Consider the following 16,659-nt stretch of genomic DNA (forward strand, 5'->3'; position numbering starts at 1 on the left):
CCCGTCCCGCTCAGCGCTCGAAGACCACGGCCATCGGGGTCTGCTCCCGCCCCTGGCCCAGCGGGTTGTCGGCGAACTGCAGCTCGTAGTGCCCGCCGTCGCGGGGCGCCGCCTTGCCCAGGGTGTTGCGGCCGATGTCGTTGGCGTCCATCACCACGGTGCCCGTGAAGGTGTCGCGCCAGGCGGCGGGCACCGCGGCGCGGATCACGTCGTTCAGGTGCGCGGCGACGCGGTCGGGGTCGGCCGGAGGGAGCTTGGCGGAGACGTTCGCGGGGTACACCGAGTACTCGGTGGGGCCGTCGATCGCGCGCACGTTGCCGCCGACCACCTCGTAGAACAGTCCCCTGCGGCCCAGGACCTTGCCGATCGCCCCGGCGGCGGCGGCCACGACGACGCGCGGAAGCCCGGCCTCGCGGATCGCGAGCTCCATCGTCACGGGATCCCCGAGGCCGATCCCGGCGGGGGTGCGGGCCACCCGCTGGGAGAGCTGCTTGGCGGCCCAGCGCGGGGTGATGTCCCAGACGAAGTAGGACCGTCCCTGCATGATCGCGATGATCTTCTCCGAGACGGTGAGGTTCCAGGGGCGGCCGACCGTCGCCTCGCGATGCTCCGGTGCGCCGTCGTCGGCGGCCAGCGCCGCGTCCAGCGCCGCGAAGAACCCGGAGACGGCCGTGCGGATCTCGCGGTCCATGTCGGACTCGGCGGAGAACTTGCCCGTCCGCACCGGGTAGCGGCGCGCGGTGACGGTGCCGCCGGCGTCCTGGACGCTGATGTCCAGGTGCTTGCCGGCGTTGGCCGCGAGTGGCTCCTTGGGGTCGGGCTCGTCGAGCCGCCCGTGGTCGTCGTCGCCGATCACGTCCGCATCGGCCGCAGCTGCCGCCGCGGCGTCGGCGGCAGTGCCCTCGACGCAGCCGCGCATCCACAGCTCGAGGTTCAGCAGGCGCCAGAACAGCTCGTCGCCTCCGGTGGTGCGCCCGGCGACGTGGGCCTCGAAGGCCTCGAGCACGGCTCGCTGGTCCACCCAGGGACGGCGCGCGAAGGGCTCGGAGCGGAACACCTGGTGCAGGGTGCCCTTGAGGCGCGACAGCCAGGCGTGCTGGTCGATGGCGGCGAGCCGGGTCGGCTCGGTGAGCGCCGCGCGCGGGGCGGCCAGGGCCGCGAGGGGGCTCGCCGGGCCGTGGTGACCGGGATGCTCGGCGCGGGCGGCCGACAGGGCCAGCACGGCACCGACCTCGGGGTCCAGCAACGGCAGGGCGAGCGTCAGGCCGAACCGCTCGGCGTTGCGTCGCGCGGCGAGGACCGCGCCGCCGTCGGGGGCGACGGCGGGGTCGACGGGGAGGTGCCCGGTGGTGGTGGTGCGGGCCAGGAACGCGTCGTCGAGCACGGCGTCGGCCAGGAGCGTGCGCGTGGTGCGGCGGCGCGCGGCATGCCGCAGCGCCGCGAGCGGGCCGTCGCCGCGGGCGTCGGCTCCGGCGAGGTTCGAGGCGCCGATGATCCCGGCGCCGCGCGGGCCGGTCGCGTCCAGGACCACGGCGGGGGCGGCGGCGACCCCGTGGGCGGCGTCCCGCATCGCGCAGTAGTGGGCGTAGACGCCGAGGCCCGCGAAGGGCTCCGCCTGGGCACGCACGAGGTCCGCGAGGTCCTTCTTGAACCGGTCCGTGGTCAGGCGCACCACCTGCAGCGGCACCCCCGCGGCCTGGGCGGCGGCATCCGCGCGCCCGGGCGGGACCTCCTCCGTCGCCGCATCGCGGGCCTGGGTGTCCCCGGCGTGGACGGTGACGGCCGTCTCCGCGCCGTCGACGCTCGCCAGCAGCGCGGCGGAGGCGAGGTCCTCGCCCGTCACGACGACGGCCGGTCGCAGCGCGGCGGTGCGGGCCACGGCCGCGTCGACGGCCCGCGCGAGCGGGGTGCCGGTCGAGGGCACGGGCGGGGCCGGGCGGGTGCGGGTCACGGTGCCGTCGGACGCGACGGCGACCTCGTCGCCCGCACGCACCCGCAGCACGCCGTCGTAGAAGGTCGTGGGGGCCGAGGAGACGTCGTCCCCCCGCAGGTAGGACAGGACCGTGCCGTGGTGGGGTGCGGGCGCCTGCCCGGCGTCGCGCCGCGCCTCGACCAGTGCCATGAGGTCCACGGCCCAGCGGACGCCGTCGGCCTCGACCGCGAGGTGCAGTGCGGGGGCGTCGGCACGGGGACGGGCCAGGAGCACGCCGCCGTCGGCCGTGCGCGCCACCTCGAGCCCCTCGGGGGCGTCGACGGGCGCAGGGCTCCCTCCCGGGGTGCCGAAGGGCAGGAATCCGTGGGACTCGGTCATGGTGGGACCTCCTGGGCGGTGGGTGGGCCGTGCGCGACCCCGGCGGGACGTCAGGCGCGGAAGATGGAGATGAGCGTGAGGAAGTCCGAGGCGGCGAGCCCGCGCGACGAGGGCTGGAGAGCACCGATGGTGGCTTCGCGGGAGGCCAGGGAGATGGACATCGAGATGGCCGTGCGCGCGGCCCAGGGGATGTCGAGCCCCTCGGCCACGAGGCCCTTCTCGTCATAGGCCCGCAGCACGTGCTCGGCGATCCGCTCGTACACGCGCCGCAGGCGGATCACGCGCAGACGGCCGGGCGCCTCGGGGTTGATGGCCTCGGCGGACAGGACGGCGAACAGCACGAGCCGTTCGGCGCCCACGGAGTAGTCGCGCTGCACGAGCCCCTCGAGGTCCTCGGCGGACGCCTCGTACGTGTCGACGTGATCGATGACGTACTGGGCGTGGGCCTCGAGCTCGTCGAGGACGGCGTCCAGGAGGGCTTCCTTGGACTTGAAGTGGTGGAGCATCCCGGGGTGGGAGATGCCCACCCGGGACGAGATGTCGCGCAGGCTCGTGCCGCGGTAGCCGCGTTCGGCGAAGAGCCGGCGGGCGACGGCGAGGATCTCGCGACGCCGGGCACGGCCCTGGGTCTCCACGACCGGTGCGGCGTCGGTGGCCGAGATGGCGTCGAGGGTCGAGATGGCGTGGGCCATCGGGCTGGGGGCCTGGGGGTGGACGGCGGAGGCCTCGGCGATCCCCAGCACGTCACCGGCGCGGTCGCTCAGGACGGCTTCGGCGGGCACGGGGCCGGGCACGGCGGCGGGGAGGTGGGGGGTCGGGCTCATGGCGGGGTCATTCTATCCAGCGGGCGGCGCGACGAGATGCTCAGGAGAGCTCACCGGTCGCGACGACGTCGAACGTCGACGACGTCCTCGGACCCGATCGTCACCGACGCGGCTCGGCCGCGACCAGCTCCGCGATCTGCACGGCGTTCAGCGCCGCGCCCTTGCGCAGGTTGTCGGCCACCGCGAACAGCACGAGGCCGCGGCCCTCGGGCGCCGAGAGGTCCTGCCGGATCCGGCCCACGAAGGTGCCGTCGCGCCCCGCGGCGTGCAGCGGGGTGGGCACGTCCAGGAGCTCGACGCCGGCTGCCGCGCGGAGCAGCTCCGTGGCCTCGGCGGCGTCGATGGGCCGGGAGAACTCGGCGTGGATGGACAGCGAGTGCCCGGTCATGACGGGCACGCGCACGCAGGTGCCGGCGACCAGGAGGTCGGGCAGGTCGAGGATGCGGCGCGACTCGTTGCGCAGCTTCTGCTCCTCGTCGGTCTCCCCCGTGCCGTCGTCGACGGCGTTGCCCGCGAAGGGGATCACGTCGAAGGCGATCGGCGCGACGTACACCTCGGGGGCGGGCAGCGTCACGGCGGAGCCGTCGATGGCGAGCTCCTCGACGTGCTCAGCACCCGCCCGGATCTGCCCGGCGAGCTCGGCGACGCCCGCGACCCCGGAGCCCGAGACGGCCTGGTAGGTCGCGACCGTGAGGCGGGTCAGGCCCGCGGCGTCGTGGAGGGCCTTGAGCGCGGGCATCGCCGCCATCGTCGTGCAGTTGGGGTTGGCGATGATGCCCTTGGGACGGTCCGCGATCGCGCCGGGGTTCACCTCGGAGACGACCAGCGGCACCTCGGGGTCCCGCCGCCAGGCGGAGGAGTTGTCGATGACGACGGCGCCGGCTTCGGCGAAACGCGGGGCCAGGCGACGGGAGGTCCCGCCGCCCGCCGAGAAGATCGCGATGTCCACGGCGTTGCCCTCGGCGGTGAGGTCCGCGGTCTCCGCGTCCTCGACGAGCACGTCGTGCCCGGCGTGGGTGACGGTCGAGCCCGCCGATCGCGCCGAGGCGAAGGCGCGGATCCGCGAGTGCGGGACGGCACGCTGGGCCAGCAGTGTGAGCATCACGCGTCCCACCTGCCCGGTGGCGCCGACGATCCCGATCACGGGCCCGTCGGGCGTGTACCCGGGGGCGGCGTCCTGCTCGAGCTGCTCGAGGGCGGTGTCGGTGCTGGTCATTTCTGCCTCCGGGAGACGGGACGGAGCAACTGGGGAGCGGGGCCGCGCACGGCTCCGAGCGGCGGGGTGAGGGCGCGCCGGCGCTCAGCGCCCGGTGCCACCGTAGACCACGGCCTCATCGGTCCCGGAGTCCAGGCCGAAGGCCGTGTGGATCGCGCGCACCGCGTCGTCCAGGCGCTCGATGTCGGTGACCACGGAGATCCGGATCTCCGAGGTCGAGATCATGGAGATGTTGATGCCGGCGTCGCCGAGCGCACGGAACAGCTGCGCGGACACCCCCGGGGACTGCCGCATCCCGGCACCCACGAGGGAGACCTTGCCGATCCGGTCGGTGTACCGGGCCTCGGCGAAGCCGATCTCCCCGCGGACCGCCTCGAGCGCTTCCAGCGCCGCCGGGGCGTCGGACTCGGGCAGCGTCAGGGAGATCGCGACCGTGTCGTCCGTGGTCGAGGTGTTCTGGACGATCATGTCGATGTTCGCGCCGGAGCTGGCGACGACGTCGAACAGGCGCGCCGCCTTGCCGGGCACGTCCGGCACCTCGACGATGGTGATCTTGCCCTCCGAGCGGTCATGGGCGACCCCGGAGATGATGGGGGCCTCCAGGCCCTTCTCGTCGACGGTCGACGGCACGCTGTTCTCCTCGGTCTGGAAGGGTCCGCCCCGACGGGCGATGTCGGCGATGCGGATGGTGAGGTCGGGATCGACCGGGATCACGCGGTCCGGATCATCGGTCACGATGGTGCCGATCCGGCCGCTGAAGGAGCTGCGCACGTGCAGGGGCACGCCGTGGCGGCGCCCGTACTCGACGCTGCGCACCATGAGGATCTTGGCGCCGTGGGCGGCGAGCTCGAGCATCTCCTCGCAGGAGACGAGGGGCACCCGCTGCGCGGCCGGGACGATCCGGGGGTCGGCGGTGAAGACACCGTCGACGTCGGTGTAGATCTCGCAGACGTCGGCGCCGAGCGCCGCGGCGAGCGCGACGGCGGTCGTGTCCGAGCCGCCGCGGCCGAGGGTCGTGATCTCCTTGGTGGTGCGGGAGACGCCCTGGAACCCCGCGACGATCGCGACGTGACCGGCGTCGATCGCCTCGCGCACGCGACCGGGCGTGACGTCGACGATCATCGCCTTGCCGTGCGTGGTGTCGGTGAGGACGCCCGCCTGGGAGCCGGTGTAGGCGCGGGCGGAGATCCCGTGGCCGTTCAGCGCCATCGACAGGACCGCCATGGAGATGCGCTCCCCCGCCGTCAGGAGCATGTCCAGCTCGCGCGGCGGCGGGTCGTCGGAGACCTGCTGGGCGAGGTCGATGAGCTCGTCGGTGGTGTCGCCCATCGCGGAGACCACCACGACCACCTGGTGTCCGGCGGCGGCGTACAGCGCGATCCGGCGGGAGACGCGGAGGATGCTCTCGGCGTCGGCGACGGAGGAACCGCCGTACTTCTGGACGACCAGGGCCATCGCCCCTCCTCCTTCCGCGGGCCACGTCACGCGGAGGGCCGGCACACTTCGACTCGGGTGGGCGCCGGGTCCGACGCGCCGCCGACATCGTACGTGGCGCGCACGCCGGACCCGCCCCGGCGCCCGAGGACCGGGACGGGCGTGACCTGCGCCATGACGCCCGGGGCGCCGGGCCCCGGGTGGCGCGGAGCCGGTCGGGCTCAGGAGGCCGCGGCCACCCGTGCCACGACCTCGGCGCTGAAGGCCTCGATGTCCTCGGGGGTGCGGCTGGTGGTGATGCCGCCATCGGTGACCACCTGCTCGTCGACCCACTGCGCGCCGGCGTTCTCGAGGTCGGTGCGCAGCGAGGAGTAGCTCGTGAGCCGGCGCCCGTCCACGAGGCCCGCCTCGATGAGCAGCCACGGCGCGTGGCAGATCGCGGCGATCGGCGTCCCGGCCTGGGCGACGTGCTGGACCAGGCGCACCGCATCGGCGTCGATCCGGAGGGCGTCGGCGTTCAGGGTGCCGCCGGGCAGGACCAGCGCGTCGAAGGACGACGCATCGGCCCCGGCGATCGGGCCGTCGACCGGGAAGTCCGCACCACGGTCCCAGTCGCCGTGCAGCGCGGTGACGGGACCGTCCTCCGACGACAGCAGCACAGCCGTCGCGCCGGCCTCGGTGACGGCCTTCCACGGACCGGTCAGCTCGACCTCCTCGACCCCGCGGGTCGCGAGGAAGGCGATGGTGCGTCCGGTGAGATCTGCAGGGGCTCCGGTCATGGCGGATCCTCTCGACGGGGCACCGCGACCGTACGGGCGCTCGGTGCCGGATGGATGTCGCACCGGTCGGCACCGGTGCGCCGTCCCTCCACCGTAACCACGGCCCGGGCCTACCGGCAGGGGCCCTGACCGCCAGGTCGGTGCCGCCGGTGAGCGGGAGGTCAGGCCCGGGCGCGGACCTTGCGGCGCAGGGCCTCGATGAGCATCGGGAGCACGGACACGGCCACGAGCAGCAGCACGGCCGCCTCGATGTGATCGCGGATCAGCGGCACCCCGCCCAGGAAGTAGCCGAGCATGGTGATGAGCACGACCCACAGGGCCGCGCCCGCCGCCGACCACGCGTAGAAGGTGCGCCGGGGCATCCGGCCCACGCCCGCGACCACGGTGACGAAGGTGCGCACCACCGGCACGAAGCGTCCCAGCACGAGCGCGCGCCGCCCGTACTTCTCGAAGAAGGCGATCGCCTTCTCGAAGGTGGCCCGTCGCAGGAAGCGTCCATCGCGCTCGTACAGCCGATGCCCCGCGGCCCGGCCGATCTCGTAGCCGAGCACGTTGCCCGCGATGGCGGCGGCGGTGAGGGTCACCAGCGACACCCACAGGGCCGTGTGCAGCTGCCCGGAGTGCGTGAACATCCCGATGGCGAACGGCAGCGAGTCCCCCGGCAGGATCGGGAAGAACAGCCCGCACTCGATGAGCACGATCACGTGGGCCACCCACCAGAACGCGTCGCCGAAGCGGTCCAGGAGCTGGGTGGGGTCCATCAGGAGGTGCAGCAGGTCCATGGGTCCTCGCGTCTCGGGGGGCGGGTGTCGTCGCGGGACATCATCGACCGGCGCGCGGTGCCGGTGCGAGCGGACGTGGCAGAGACGTCACCCGGAACTCCCCCGGACCTCGACGATCCGGCGGACCGCCCGGGCCGGTGCGGCACGGGGCGCCGGCCCGGTGCTGCAGGGGTGCCCCGGCCGGGAGGGCAGCGGTCGCCGGCCCTCCGTCAGCGGGTGCCGCGCGCCCGGGAGACGATGCGGCACACGAGGTAGATGAGGAAGGAGATCGTCGTGATGTACGGGCTGATCGGCACCGAGCTCCCGGCCGCGAGCAGCACGCCGCCCACGGCGGAGACGAGTGCGAACGCGATGCTCAGGACGCACATCCGGACCGGGGAGGCCGTGATCCGGCGCGCTGCGGCCGCCGGGGTGACGAGCAGCGAGAGCACCAGCAGGGCCCCGACGATCTGCACCGAGACGGCCACGGCCAGGCCCAGCAGGAGCATGAAGCCGATGGAGAGCGCACGGGTGGGGACCCCACGGGCCGCCGCGACCTCGGCGTCCGTCGAGGCGAACAGGAGGGGTCGCCAGATGAGCAGCAGCGCCACGATCACGAGCGCCGAGATCACCAGCAGGGAGGTGATCTGCGGGGTGTCGATCGCGACGATCTGCCCGGTCAGCAGGCCGAACTTGTTGGCCGCACGCCCCTGGTAGAGCGCCAGGCACAGGATCCCGATGCCCAGGCCGAAGGGCATGAGGACCGCGGTGATCGAGTTACGGTCCCGGGCGCGCGCGCCGAGCACGCCGATCGCCAGCGCCGCCAGGAGCGAGCCCGCCACGGAGCCGGGCACCACCCCGATCCCCAGCAGCAGGCCGGCCGAGGCGCCCGCGAAGGACAGCTCGCTGATGCCGTGGACGGCGAAGGCCATGTCCCGCATCGTCACGAACACGCCGATCAGTCCGCCCACGAGCCCCAGCGCGAAGCACGCGATGATCGAGTTGCGCAGCAGCGGCAGCAGCTCGCCGTAGTCGGAGAAGTCGAAGATCCTCGACAGCAGGTCGCCGAGGTCGATGCCGGTCATCGGACAGCTCCCGTCGCGGGATCCGCCGGGGCCTCGGCGTGGTGGGGCACGTGCTCGGGGACGCCGACGACGATCACGCGACCGCGGTGGCGGAACACGTCGACCGGGGCGCCGTAGAGCTCCGTGAGGACGTCCGAGCGCATCACCTCGTCGACGGTGCCGATGAGGAACCGCGCGTTGGCGATGTACAGCACCCGGTCCACGATCCCCAGCACGGGGTTGACGTCGTGGGTCACGAACAGCACGCCCAGGTCCAGACGGCGGCGGGCGTCGTCCACCAGGTCCACGAGCATCGCCTGGTGCGGGAGGTCCAGGGACAGCAGCGGCTCGTCGCACAGCAGCAGCGCCGGGTCCGCGGCGAGGGCCTGCGCCATCCGCAGGCGCTGCTGCTCGCCGCCGGACAGGGTCGAGACCGGGGAGTCGGCGTAGCGCTGCGCGCCGACGGAGGCGAGCAGCTCGTCGATCCGCTCACGACGGCGACGCGACGGCAGCGGGACGCCCCAGCGGTGGCCGTCCACCCCCAGGCCCACGAGGTCCCGGCCCCGCAGGGGCAGACCCTCGTCGGCCATGGTCTGCTGCGGGACGTAGCCGATCCGGCGGTCGCCGCGGCGCACGGGCCTGCCCAGCAGCGTCTCGGTGCCGCCGCTGAGCGGCAGCTGGCCCAGGATCGTCTTGAGCAGCGAGGACTTCCCCGAGCCGTTCGAGCCCAGCACGGCGATCACCTCGCCGCGATGGACGTCGAGGTCCAGGCCGTCCCACAGGGTGCGGTCCCCGAAGCGCAGCGTGGCGTCGTGCAGCGAGAGCACCGTCTCGGGGGCGGCGGTCACGAGAGGGCGTCGCCGATCGCGGTGAGGTTCGCGGTCATCCAGCCCACATAGTCCTCGCCCTCGGGCAGGGTCTCGGTGACGCCGACGACCGGGATGCCGTTGTCCTTGGCGGCCTTGAGGACGGCCTCGGTCTGCGGGCCGGTGGTCTGCTCGTTGTAGGCCAGCAGGGCGACGGCCTTGTCGCTGAACAGCGCGGTGGTCTCGGCCAGGACGTCGGCGGGCACGTCGTTGCCCTCCTCGATCGCCTCGCTGAACGCCTCGGGCGTCTTGTTGACCAGGCCGATGGCCTCGAGCATGTACAGCGGCACGGGCTCGGTGATCGCGACGCCCTTGCCGGCGTCGGCGCCCTTGAGCGTCGCCTCCTGGGCGATCAGCTCGTCGATCTTCGCGTTCAGCGCCGTCGCGTTGGCGGTGAAGTCCTGGGCGTGGGCGGCGTCGGCCTTCCCGAGGGCGGCGGCGATCTGCTCGGCGACCTTCTTGACCGTGGGGAAGTCGTACCAGACGTGCTCGTTGAGCTCGGCGCCGGCCGCGGCGGTGAAGCCGGAGACGTCGACGGCGTTGATCACGGTGGCCGAGGTGTTCTTCGCGGAGGAGAGCATGCGCTCCATGAAGTCGTCGTAGCCGCCGCCGTTCTCGACCACGACCGCGGCCTTGGACAGGGCCAGCTGGTTGCGGGTGGACGCCTCGTACTCGTGGGGGTCGGCATCCGGGCTGGAGATGAGGGAGGTGACCTCGACGTGGTCACCGCCGACGGAGGTCGCGATGCTGCCCCAGACGTTCGTCGAGGCCACCAGCGCGGTCTTGCCGGAGCCACCGCCCGCATCGCTCGCGCCGCCAGCGTCCGAGGAGGTGCCGCCGCCGGAGGAGCAGGCGGCCAGGGTCGTGGCGACGGCCGTTGCGGCGGAGGTGAGGAGGAAGGCTCTTCTGTTCATGGGGATCAGCTCTCGATGCGGGACGGATGCACGGCGAAGCCCGTCGGTGCAATGCCCTAATGATATTGGTTCTCGACACGTTCTCGTGACCGCCTCGGGGGGCCGATCGCGTCTCGTGCGCCACACCGGTCCGGGGCCGGGGCGGCTCAGGAGGCGGGCACGTCCCGTGCGAGCTCCGCGAGCCAGGCCCGTGCCGCGACGTCCGAGGGCATCCGCCAGTCGCCCCGTGGCGACAGGGAGCCGCCGGCGAGCACCTTGGGGCCGTTGGGCACGGCGGAGCGCTTGAACTGGCTCGAGAAGAACCGCCGCACGAACACCTCGAGCCAGTGCCGGATCTCTGCGGGCGTGTAGGCGCGATGGTCCTCGACGGGGTAGCCGGGAGGCCACTCCCCCACCTCGGCGTCCCCCCAGGCGTGGCGCGCGAGGTAGGCGATCTTGCCCGGGCCGTAGCCGCGGCGCAGCACGTGGTAGAGCGCGAAGTCGTGCAAGGCGTAGGGGCCGATGGAGTCCTCGGTGGACTGCGCCGCCTGGCCCTCGACGTGCGGGATCAGCTCCGGGGTGATCTCGGTGCCCAGCACGTCCTTCAGCACCTCGCCGGTGTGCTCGTCGAACAGCCCCTCGGCCACCACCCAGCGGATCAGGTGCTGCATGAGCGTCTTGGGCACGCCCGAGTTCACCGTGTAGTGGGACATCTGATCGCCCACCCCGTAGGTGCACCAGCCCAGGGCGAGCTCGGAGAGGTCCCCCGTGCCCACCACGATCCCCCCGCGCTGGTTGGCCAGGCGGAACAGGTAGTCGTAGCGCATCCCGGCCTGGACGTTCTCGAAGGTCACGTCGTACACGGGCTCGCCGCGCCCGGCGGGGTGGTCCATGTCCTGCAGCAGCTGCAGGCAGGCAGGACGGATGTCGATGGTCTCGAAGCTCACCCCGAGGGCCTCCGCGAGACGCTCGGCATTGCCGCGGGTGCGCTCGGTGGTCGCGAAGCCGGGCATCGTGAACGCGAGGATCTCCGAGCGGTCGCGGCCCAGCAGGTCCATGGCCCGGGCGCACACGATGAGCGCATGGGTCGAGTCGAGGCCGCCGGAGACGCCGATGACGGGCTTGGTGCCGCCGGGCTTGCCGCCGCCGATCGCGCGCAGGCGCTGGACCAGGCCCGCGACCTGGATGCTGTAGGCCTCGTAGCAGTCCTGGGCCAGGCGTGCGGCGTCGTCGGGCACGAAGGGGAAGCGGGAGACACGGCGACGCAGGGCGCCGGTGGGCAGCGGGGCGTCGTCCCGGCGCACGGTGAACTCGACGCGCGCGGCCTCGAAGGCCGCGACCCGCGCGGCATGGGTGCGGCGGTTGTCGTCGAAGGTGCCCTGACGGCGGCGCTCGGCGGCGATCCGGTCGAGGTCCACGTCCACGATCGTCGCGGTGGCCTCGGGCGTGAAGCGCGGCGACTCCCCCAGCAGGTCCCCGCACTCGTAGGCGAAGGTCTGCCCGTCCCAGGCGAGGTCGGTCGTGGACTCGCCGTCGCCCGCGGCGGCGTAGACGTACGCCGAGAGGTTGCGGGCCGAGGCGCTGCGGGCCAGGAGCTTGCGGTCCTCGGCGCGGCCGATGGTGATGGGCGAGCCGGAGAGGTTCAGCTGCACGGTGGCCCCGGCGAGCGCGGCCTCCGCCGACGGCGGCACGGGCACCCACATGTCCTCGCACACCTCGACCGAGACGACGAGGCCCGGGAGGTCGGTCGCGGCGAACAGGCGGTGGGCGTCCAGGGTGACGGTGCGCTCGCGGCCGATCCGCACCTCCCGCGGCGTCACGTCGTCGCCCGGTGCGTACCAGCGGCGCTCGTAGAACTCCCGGTAGGTGGGGAGGTTGGCCTTGGGCACGGCCCCCAGGAAGCGGCCGCGGTGCAGCACGACGGCGCAGTTCATGAGGCGGCTGCCGGTGCGGAGCGGCGCCCCCACGACCACGAGCGGCGCGAGCTCCGCGGTGGCCTCGGCGAGGTCCAGCAGCGCCTGCTCGACCGCGTCCAGCAGAGGCTCCTGCAGCACCAGGTCGTCGAGGCTGTACCCGCTGAGCGAGAGCTCGGGGAACACGGCCACGGACACGCCCTGGGCGTCGAGATCGCGCAGGGCCGCGATGTGCCGGTCGGCGTTGGCGGCCGGGTCCGCGAGGGCCACCGGCACGGTGACGGCGGCCACGCGCACGAAGCCGTGGTCGTGGACGTCGTCGGCCCGGGACGGCACCGGGCGAGGGTCGGGGGCGCTCTGATCGGTCGAGGTCACGGGATCAGCGTACGTGCGCGGGCGCGCTCCCCGCGGACCATCGGCGGACCGCGCCTTGACCCTCCCCTCGGGGCAGACTCGACGGTGGGTCCACCGCGACGGACCCGGGTTGCCAGGAGACGACAGGAGAGCCCGACGTGGACACAGCACCCGGCCGGGCCGAGAAGCCGACTCCCGCTCGCGGCCGTCGTCCCCGGGGCGCTCGGTCGCGGGCCGGATCCGTCCGAGAGGACCTTCGGAGCTGCACGACTCCTCCCCAGGAATCTCCCGGAGGTCGCGTGACCGGGCATGCGACCTGTGTCACGATCAGTGCGGCCGGGCGCTCAGCCCGGGGCGGGCAGCTCCCGCCGGGGCTCGGGAGGGATCCCGCGAGGGGGAAGGACCGCACATGACGCAGCACCAGCAGGAGCCGGAGCGACCGCAGCAGCATGCGGGCCCCCCGGTTCCCCCGGCCCCGCCGGCACCGGTCGTCCCGGTCGGCGACCCCGCTGCGCCGGGCATCGTCGTCGATCGCGTCAGCCGCGCCTTCGGGGCGGTCCAGGCGGTCTCCGGCATGAGCCTGACGGCGCCGCGCGGACAGGTCACGGCCCTCGTGGGCCCCAACGGCTGCGGCAAGTCGACGCTCATGCTCATGCTCGCCTCGCTGCTGGCGCCGGACACCGGCACGGTGCGGATCTGCGGCATCGACCCCTCCGTCGACGCCCGCTCCGTCAAGCGCCTCGTGGGCTGGATGCCCGATCAGTTCGGGACCTGGGACTCCCTGCGCGTCCACGAGGTGCTCGAGGTGGTCGGCGCCGCCTACGAGATGCCCGCCGCCGCGATCCGCACCCGGGTGCCCGAGCTGCTGGACCTCCTGGACCTCGAGCCGCTCGCGAGCCGCAAGGCGCAGGTCCTCTCGCGCGGGCAGAAGCAGCGCCTGGGCCTGGCCCGCTCCCTCATGCACAGCCCGCAGGTGCTGATCCTCGACGAGCCCGCATCGGGCCTGGATCCCGCCTCGCGCCGCAAGCTGCAGCGGATCGTCCGCGAGTCCGCGGCCGCCGGGGCGACGGTGCTCGTCTCCAGCCACATCCTGTCCGAGCTCGAGGAGATGGCCGACAACGTCGTGCTGATGGACTCCGGTGCCCTCGTGGGCCAGACCAGCGTCCAGGAGCTCGCGCGCCGCGCGCAGCCGTGGCGCGCGGAGTCCTCCGACGCCGCCGCGCTGCGCAGCGCCCTGGAGACCCTGGGCGTGCGCGGCGTGCCCATCGTCGAGGCCTCGCAGTCCACGAGCGGTCGCGCTCAGGCCGTCGTCGAGGTCGGCGGCGAGGACCAGGCCGAGCGCCTGCTCGCGGACCTCGTCGGGGCCGGAGCCCGGATCGTCGCCTTCTCCCCGGCCGCCGGCCGTCTCGAATCCGCCTACCTCACCTCCGAGGCGGCCCAGCGCAGAGGAGCCCTGTGATGTCCCTCAAGCCCCGTGCCGTCCTCCTGGTCACGTCCCTCGAGCTGCGCCAGCGCGTCCGCTCCGTGCGCTGGTTCGTCGCCCTCGGCGTCTGGTTCCTCGTGCTGCTGGGCATGAGCATCCTCCTGTTCGGAGCGATCCTCGCCGGCAGCGACGGGTTCGGGCAGGCCCTGCAGCTGGCCGGGACCGTGGTCTTCAGCGGCACCGTGCTCCTGCTGATCCTGGCGATGCTGCTCATCATCCCGGCGCTCTCGGCCGGCGCCATCAACGGTGATCGCACGTCGGGCACGCTCGCGACGCTGCAGGCCACGCTGCTGTCGCCGCTCGAGATCGTGCTGGGCAAGGTCCTCGCGGGCTGGGTCACGGGACTCGCGTTCCTCGCGGTGGCCCTGCCCTCGGTCATCCCCTCGGCGCTCGCCTCCGGTGTCGGGATCCTGACCCTGATCCGCGTGATCCTCGCGATCGCCGTCCTCACGCTGTTCCTCACGGCGATGGGGGTGGGGGTCTCCTCGCTCACGCAGCGCACGCTGGGCTCCGTGGTGCTCTCGTACCTCATCGTGTTCTTCGTGACGATCATCCTGCCGATCGTCTACGCGTGCTCCCTCCCCGTGCTCAGCACGCGCGCCGAGATCACGACGTACTCCCCGGACTACGTCACCGACACCTCGGTCCAGCCGTGCATCGCCGAGACCGAGGAGCGCGAGGTGATGCGCACGGACCTCACCCTGGCCCTGCTGTACGTCAACCCCTTCGTGATCATCGCGGACACCGCACCGCCGGTGGACCTCATGCGCTCCGACGGCACCGACGTCAACGTGCTCACCGTGGTCGGCTCGGGCATGCGCTACCTGGCCCAGCCGATGCACCCCGCGCTCTACAACTCCTGCGGTCCGGAGAATCCCGGGTATCCGACCGACCTGGGCAGCCCGTCCTCGCGCCCGGTATGGCCGTGGGGCATGGCGGTCTACCTGATCGGCGCGGCAGGAGCGGTCGCGATCGCGACCTTCCGCCTGCGCACGCCGATGCGACGGGTGGGAGCGGGCACCCGGATCGCGTGAGACCCGGTCGGCCCGTCGGGGCATGTCCCCGGGCGGGCCGGCGGTCGCGGGACCCTCCGGCGGCGGCGCGGCGACCGATCGGCTCAGCGCCGCTCGATCTCGAGGTCGGTGACGTCCCGCGGGATGGTGCGGCCGCGCGTGGGCCGGTCCCGCGGTGCCTCCTCGTCGCGACCCGCCCCGAAGTCCGGCAGCTCCCCGGGCGGGGCGGCGGCCACCGGGACGAGGGGCCCCTCGGCGGGCCGCGCGGGCAGGCCCGGCCCTGTCGCGGGGCCCTCCGCCTCCTCCTGGAGGTGGCGGAGGCGCGCGGCGACCACGGGATCGGCAGCGAGCTGGGCGCGGGTGCCCAGCTCGGGCGCCACGAGCGCCCAGCGGGTGCGGCGCCGCATGTAGAGGTCCGCGGGGCCGTAGAGCACGTCCCGCAGGCGGGTGCGCATGGCCCAGAGCACCCCGCCGTACAGCAGCGGCGCCAGCAGCACCAGGTCCAGCACGATCCAGGTCCAGCCCAGCACGCCGAGCTCGTCGAACGCCCCGAGGACCGTGGCCAGCGCCAGGACCACCAGGACGGCGCCGGCGGTGTCGAGGATCGCGACGGTGGTGCAGACGCGGGCCTCCCACGGGTTCAGCCGGGCCCGCTCGCTCCAGGAGTCGACCGTGCGCAGATCCACCACCTGGGACCGCAGGGGTCGGGCCAGGCGGACGGCGACGGAGGGCGCGACGGCCAGCAGACCCGTCAGCGCCACCAGGAGCACCCCGCCCACGAGGTACACGGGCCACGCCAGGCCCGTGCGCGCCACGGCGGCGAGGTCGTCACCGCCGCCGGAGCGGGAGAAGACCACGGCGGCGTCGGCGAAGCCGAAGACCAGCCACATCGAGCCGAGCACCGCGGCACCCGTCCACCGGAGGATCCCGGCGGACGTGGCGCGGACCGCCCGCCCGAAGGTGGCGGCGGTCGGGTCCTCGTCGTGCGGGGGCAGATGCCGCCGGTCCTGCGCGGATCGCTGCTCGCGGACCGGCGGGAGCTGCGGCTCGCCGGCGAAGGGCTGGGGGGCCGTCAGCGCCCGCCCGTCGACCACGCGCCGGAGGATCAGCAGGGCGCACCAGAGGAAGCCCGCTCCGGCGGCGAGGGCCGCGAGCGCCCCGTAGCTGAGGTCCTGCCAGGCCAGCGGTGCCTGACAGACGACGGCCAGCACCAGGAGCACCATGACCGCGGCCGGCGGGACCAGCAGGCAGCGGGCGACGCGGGAGGCGACCTCGCGGGGCACGTCCCGCTCGCGCAGCAGCCGGCGCGGGTCCACCCGACCGGCCCACAGCGCCGCCAGCGGGACCATCACGAGGCTCAGGGCCGTGCCCACGATCGGCACCAGCACCATCGCCAGGCCCAGGCCGCCGGGCGTGAAGCCCAGAGCCCGCACCATCATCGACAGCGTGATGTCCGGCTGCAGGAGGAGCAGCGGGGACAGCGCCAGGAACGTGGGCCCCGTGCCCCACACGTAGGTCAGGACCAGCAGCTCCCACAGGACCACCAGGACGATCGCGCTGCGCCAGGAGCCGCGCAGGATCCGCACGGCCAGTTCACGGCGTGACTCCAGGAGGATCTCGTGGGGCAGCGGCTGCTCGTCCGCGACCCGCGCGGGGGCCGGCAGGTCCCGCAACGGCGGGCGGGCGGGTCGGGGCTGGGCCCCGTACCCCGGCGCGGGGGCGATGGGCTGCGGCTGCCAGGCGGTCAC

13 protein-coding genes are annotated in these 16,659 nt (G+C 73.8%); 2 read left to right on the forward strand and 11 right to left on the reverse strand.

Annotated elements, in window-relative coordinates; genetic code table 11:
• Positions 1 to 10: 10 nt before the first annotated feature.
• From ACT3TZ_RS01810 to ACT3TZ_RS01855, 10 genes are all read right to left on the reverse strand, one after another.
• Positions 11 to 2,311: a hypothetical protein gene (locus ACT3TZ_RS01810; RefSeq protein ID WP_444581682.1), complete on the reverse strand. Its 2,301-nt coding sequence runs from the start codon at positions 2,309 to 2,311 to the stop codon at positions 11 to 13.
• A gap of 50 nt (positions 2,312 to 2,361) precedes the next feature.
• Positions 2,362 to 3,135 (reverse strand): TetR/AcrR family transcriptional regulator, encoded by a 774-nt coding sequence (locus tag ACT3TZ_RS01815; RefSeq protein ID WP_444581683.1) that lies wholly within the window; start codon positions 3,133 to 3,135, stop codon positions 2,362 to 2,364.
• A 100-nt stretch (positions 3,136 to 3,235) separates the two neighbouring features.
• Positions 3,236 to 4,351 carry an aspartate-semialdehyde dehydrogenase gene (locus ACT3TZ_RS01820; protein WP_444581684.1) on the reverse strand — a complete coding sequence of 372 codons (1,116 nt, stop codon included), beginning with the start codon at positions 4,349 to 4,351 and terminating at the stop codon, positions 3,236 to 3,238.
• 84 nt (positions 4,352 to 4,435) lie between these two features.
• Positions 4,436 to 5,806: an aspartate kinase gene (locus ACT3TZ_RS01825; protein ID WP_444581685.1), complete on the reverse strand. Its 1,371-nt coding sequence runs from the start codon at positions 5,804 to 5,806 to the stop codon at positions 4,436 to 4,438.
• Positions 5,807 to 6,006: 200 nt separating this feature from the next.
• Positions 6,007 to 6,564 carry a type 1 glutamine amidotransferase domain-containing protein gene (locus tag ACT3TZ_RS01830; protein ID WP_444581686.1) on the reverse strand — a complete coding sequence of 186 codons (558 nt, stop codon included), beginning with the start codon at positions 6,562 to 6,564 and terminating at the stop codon, positions 6,007 to 6,009.
• Positions 6,565 to 6,725: 161 nt separating this feature from the next.
• Complete coding sequence (locus ACT3TZ_RS01835; protein WP_444581687.1) at positions 6,726 to 7,346, reverse strand: DedA family protein; 621 nt, start codon at positions 7,344 to 7,346, stop codon at positions 6,726 to 6,728.
• Between the two features lie 209 nt (positions 7,347 to 7,555).
• Entirely contained in the window at positions 7,556 to 8,410 is an 855-nt protein-coding gene (locus tag ACT3TZ_RS01840) for a metal ABC transporter permease (protein WP_444581688.1), read from the reverse strand.
• Complete coding sequence (locus ACT3TZ_RS01845; RefSeq protein WP_444581689.1) at positions 8,407 to 9,237, reverse strand: metal ABC transporter ATP-binding protein; 831 nt, start codon at positions 9,235 to 9,237, stop codon at positions 8,407 to 8,409. The genes ACT3TZ_RS01840 and ACT3TZ_RS01845 overlap by 4 nt, the downstream gene beginning before the upstream one ends.
• Positions 9,234 to 10,169: a metal ABC transporter solute-binding protein, Zn/Mn family gene (locus tag ACT3TZ_RS01850; protein WP_444581690.1), complete on the reverse strand. Its 936-nt coding sequence runs from the start codon at positions 10,167 to 10,169 to the stop codon at positions 9,234 to 9,236. Before ACT3TZ_RS01850 ends, ACT3TZ_RS01845 begins: the two co-directional genes overlap by 4 nt.
• Before the next feature lie 146 nt (positions 10,170 to 10,315).
• Entirely contained in the window at positions 10,316 to 12,397 is a 2,082-nt protein-coding gene (locus ACT3TZ_RS01855) for an NAD(+) synthase (protein ID WP_444581884.1), read from the reverse strand.
• 427 nt (positions 12,398 to 12,824) lie between these two features.
• Here ACT3TZ_RS01855 and ACT3TZ_RS01860 point away from each other — a divergent pair, with 427 nt between their 5' ends.
• The gene (locus tag ACT3TZ_RS01860) at positions 12,825 to 13,874 is read left to right on the forward strand and encodes an ABC transporter ATP-binding protein (protein WP_444581691.1); all 1,050 of its coding nucleotides are present in this window, start codon (positions 12,825 to 12,827) and stop codon (positions 13,872 to 13,874) included.
• Positions 13,874 to 14,932: an ABC transporter permease gene (locus ACT3TZ_RS01865; RefSeq protein ID WP_444581692.1), complete on the forward strand. Its 1,059-nt coding sequence runs from the start codon at positions 13,874 to 13,876 to the stop codon at positions 14,930 to 14,932. The genes ACT3TZ_RS01860 and ACT3TZ_RS01865 overlap by 1 nt, the downstream gene beginning before the upstream one ends.
• Before the next feature lie 83 nt (positions 14,933 to 15,015).
• Here ACT3TZ_RS01865 and ACT3TZ_RS01870 read toward each other — a convergent pair whose 3' ends face one another.
• The gene (locus ACT3TZ_RS01870) at positions 15,016 to 16,659 is read right to left on the reverse strand and encodes a hypothetical protein (RefSeq protein WP_444581693.1); all 1,644 of its coding nucleotides are present in this window, start codon (positions 16,657 to 16,659) and stop codon (positions 15,016 to 15,018) included.

This window comes from Brachybacterium sp. AOP25-B2-12 (genome assembly GCF_052378625.1).
GTDB lineage: Bacteria > Actinomycetota > Actinomycetes > Actinomycetales > Dermabacteraceae > Brachybacterium.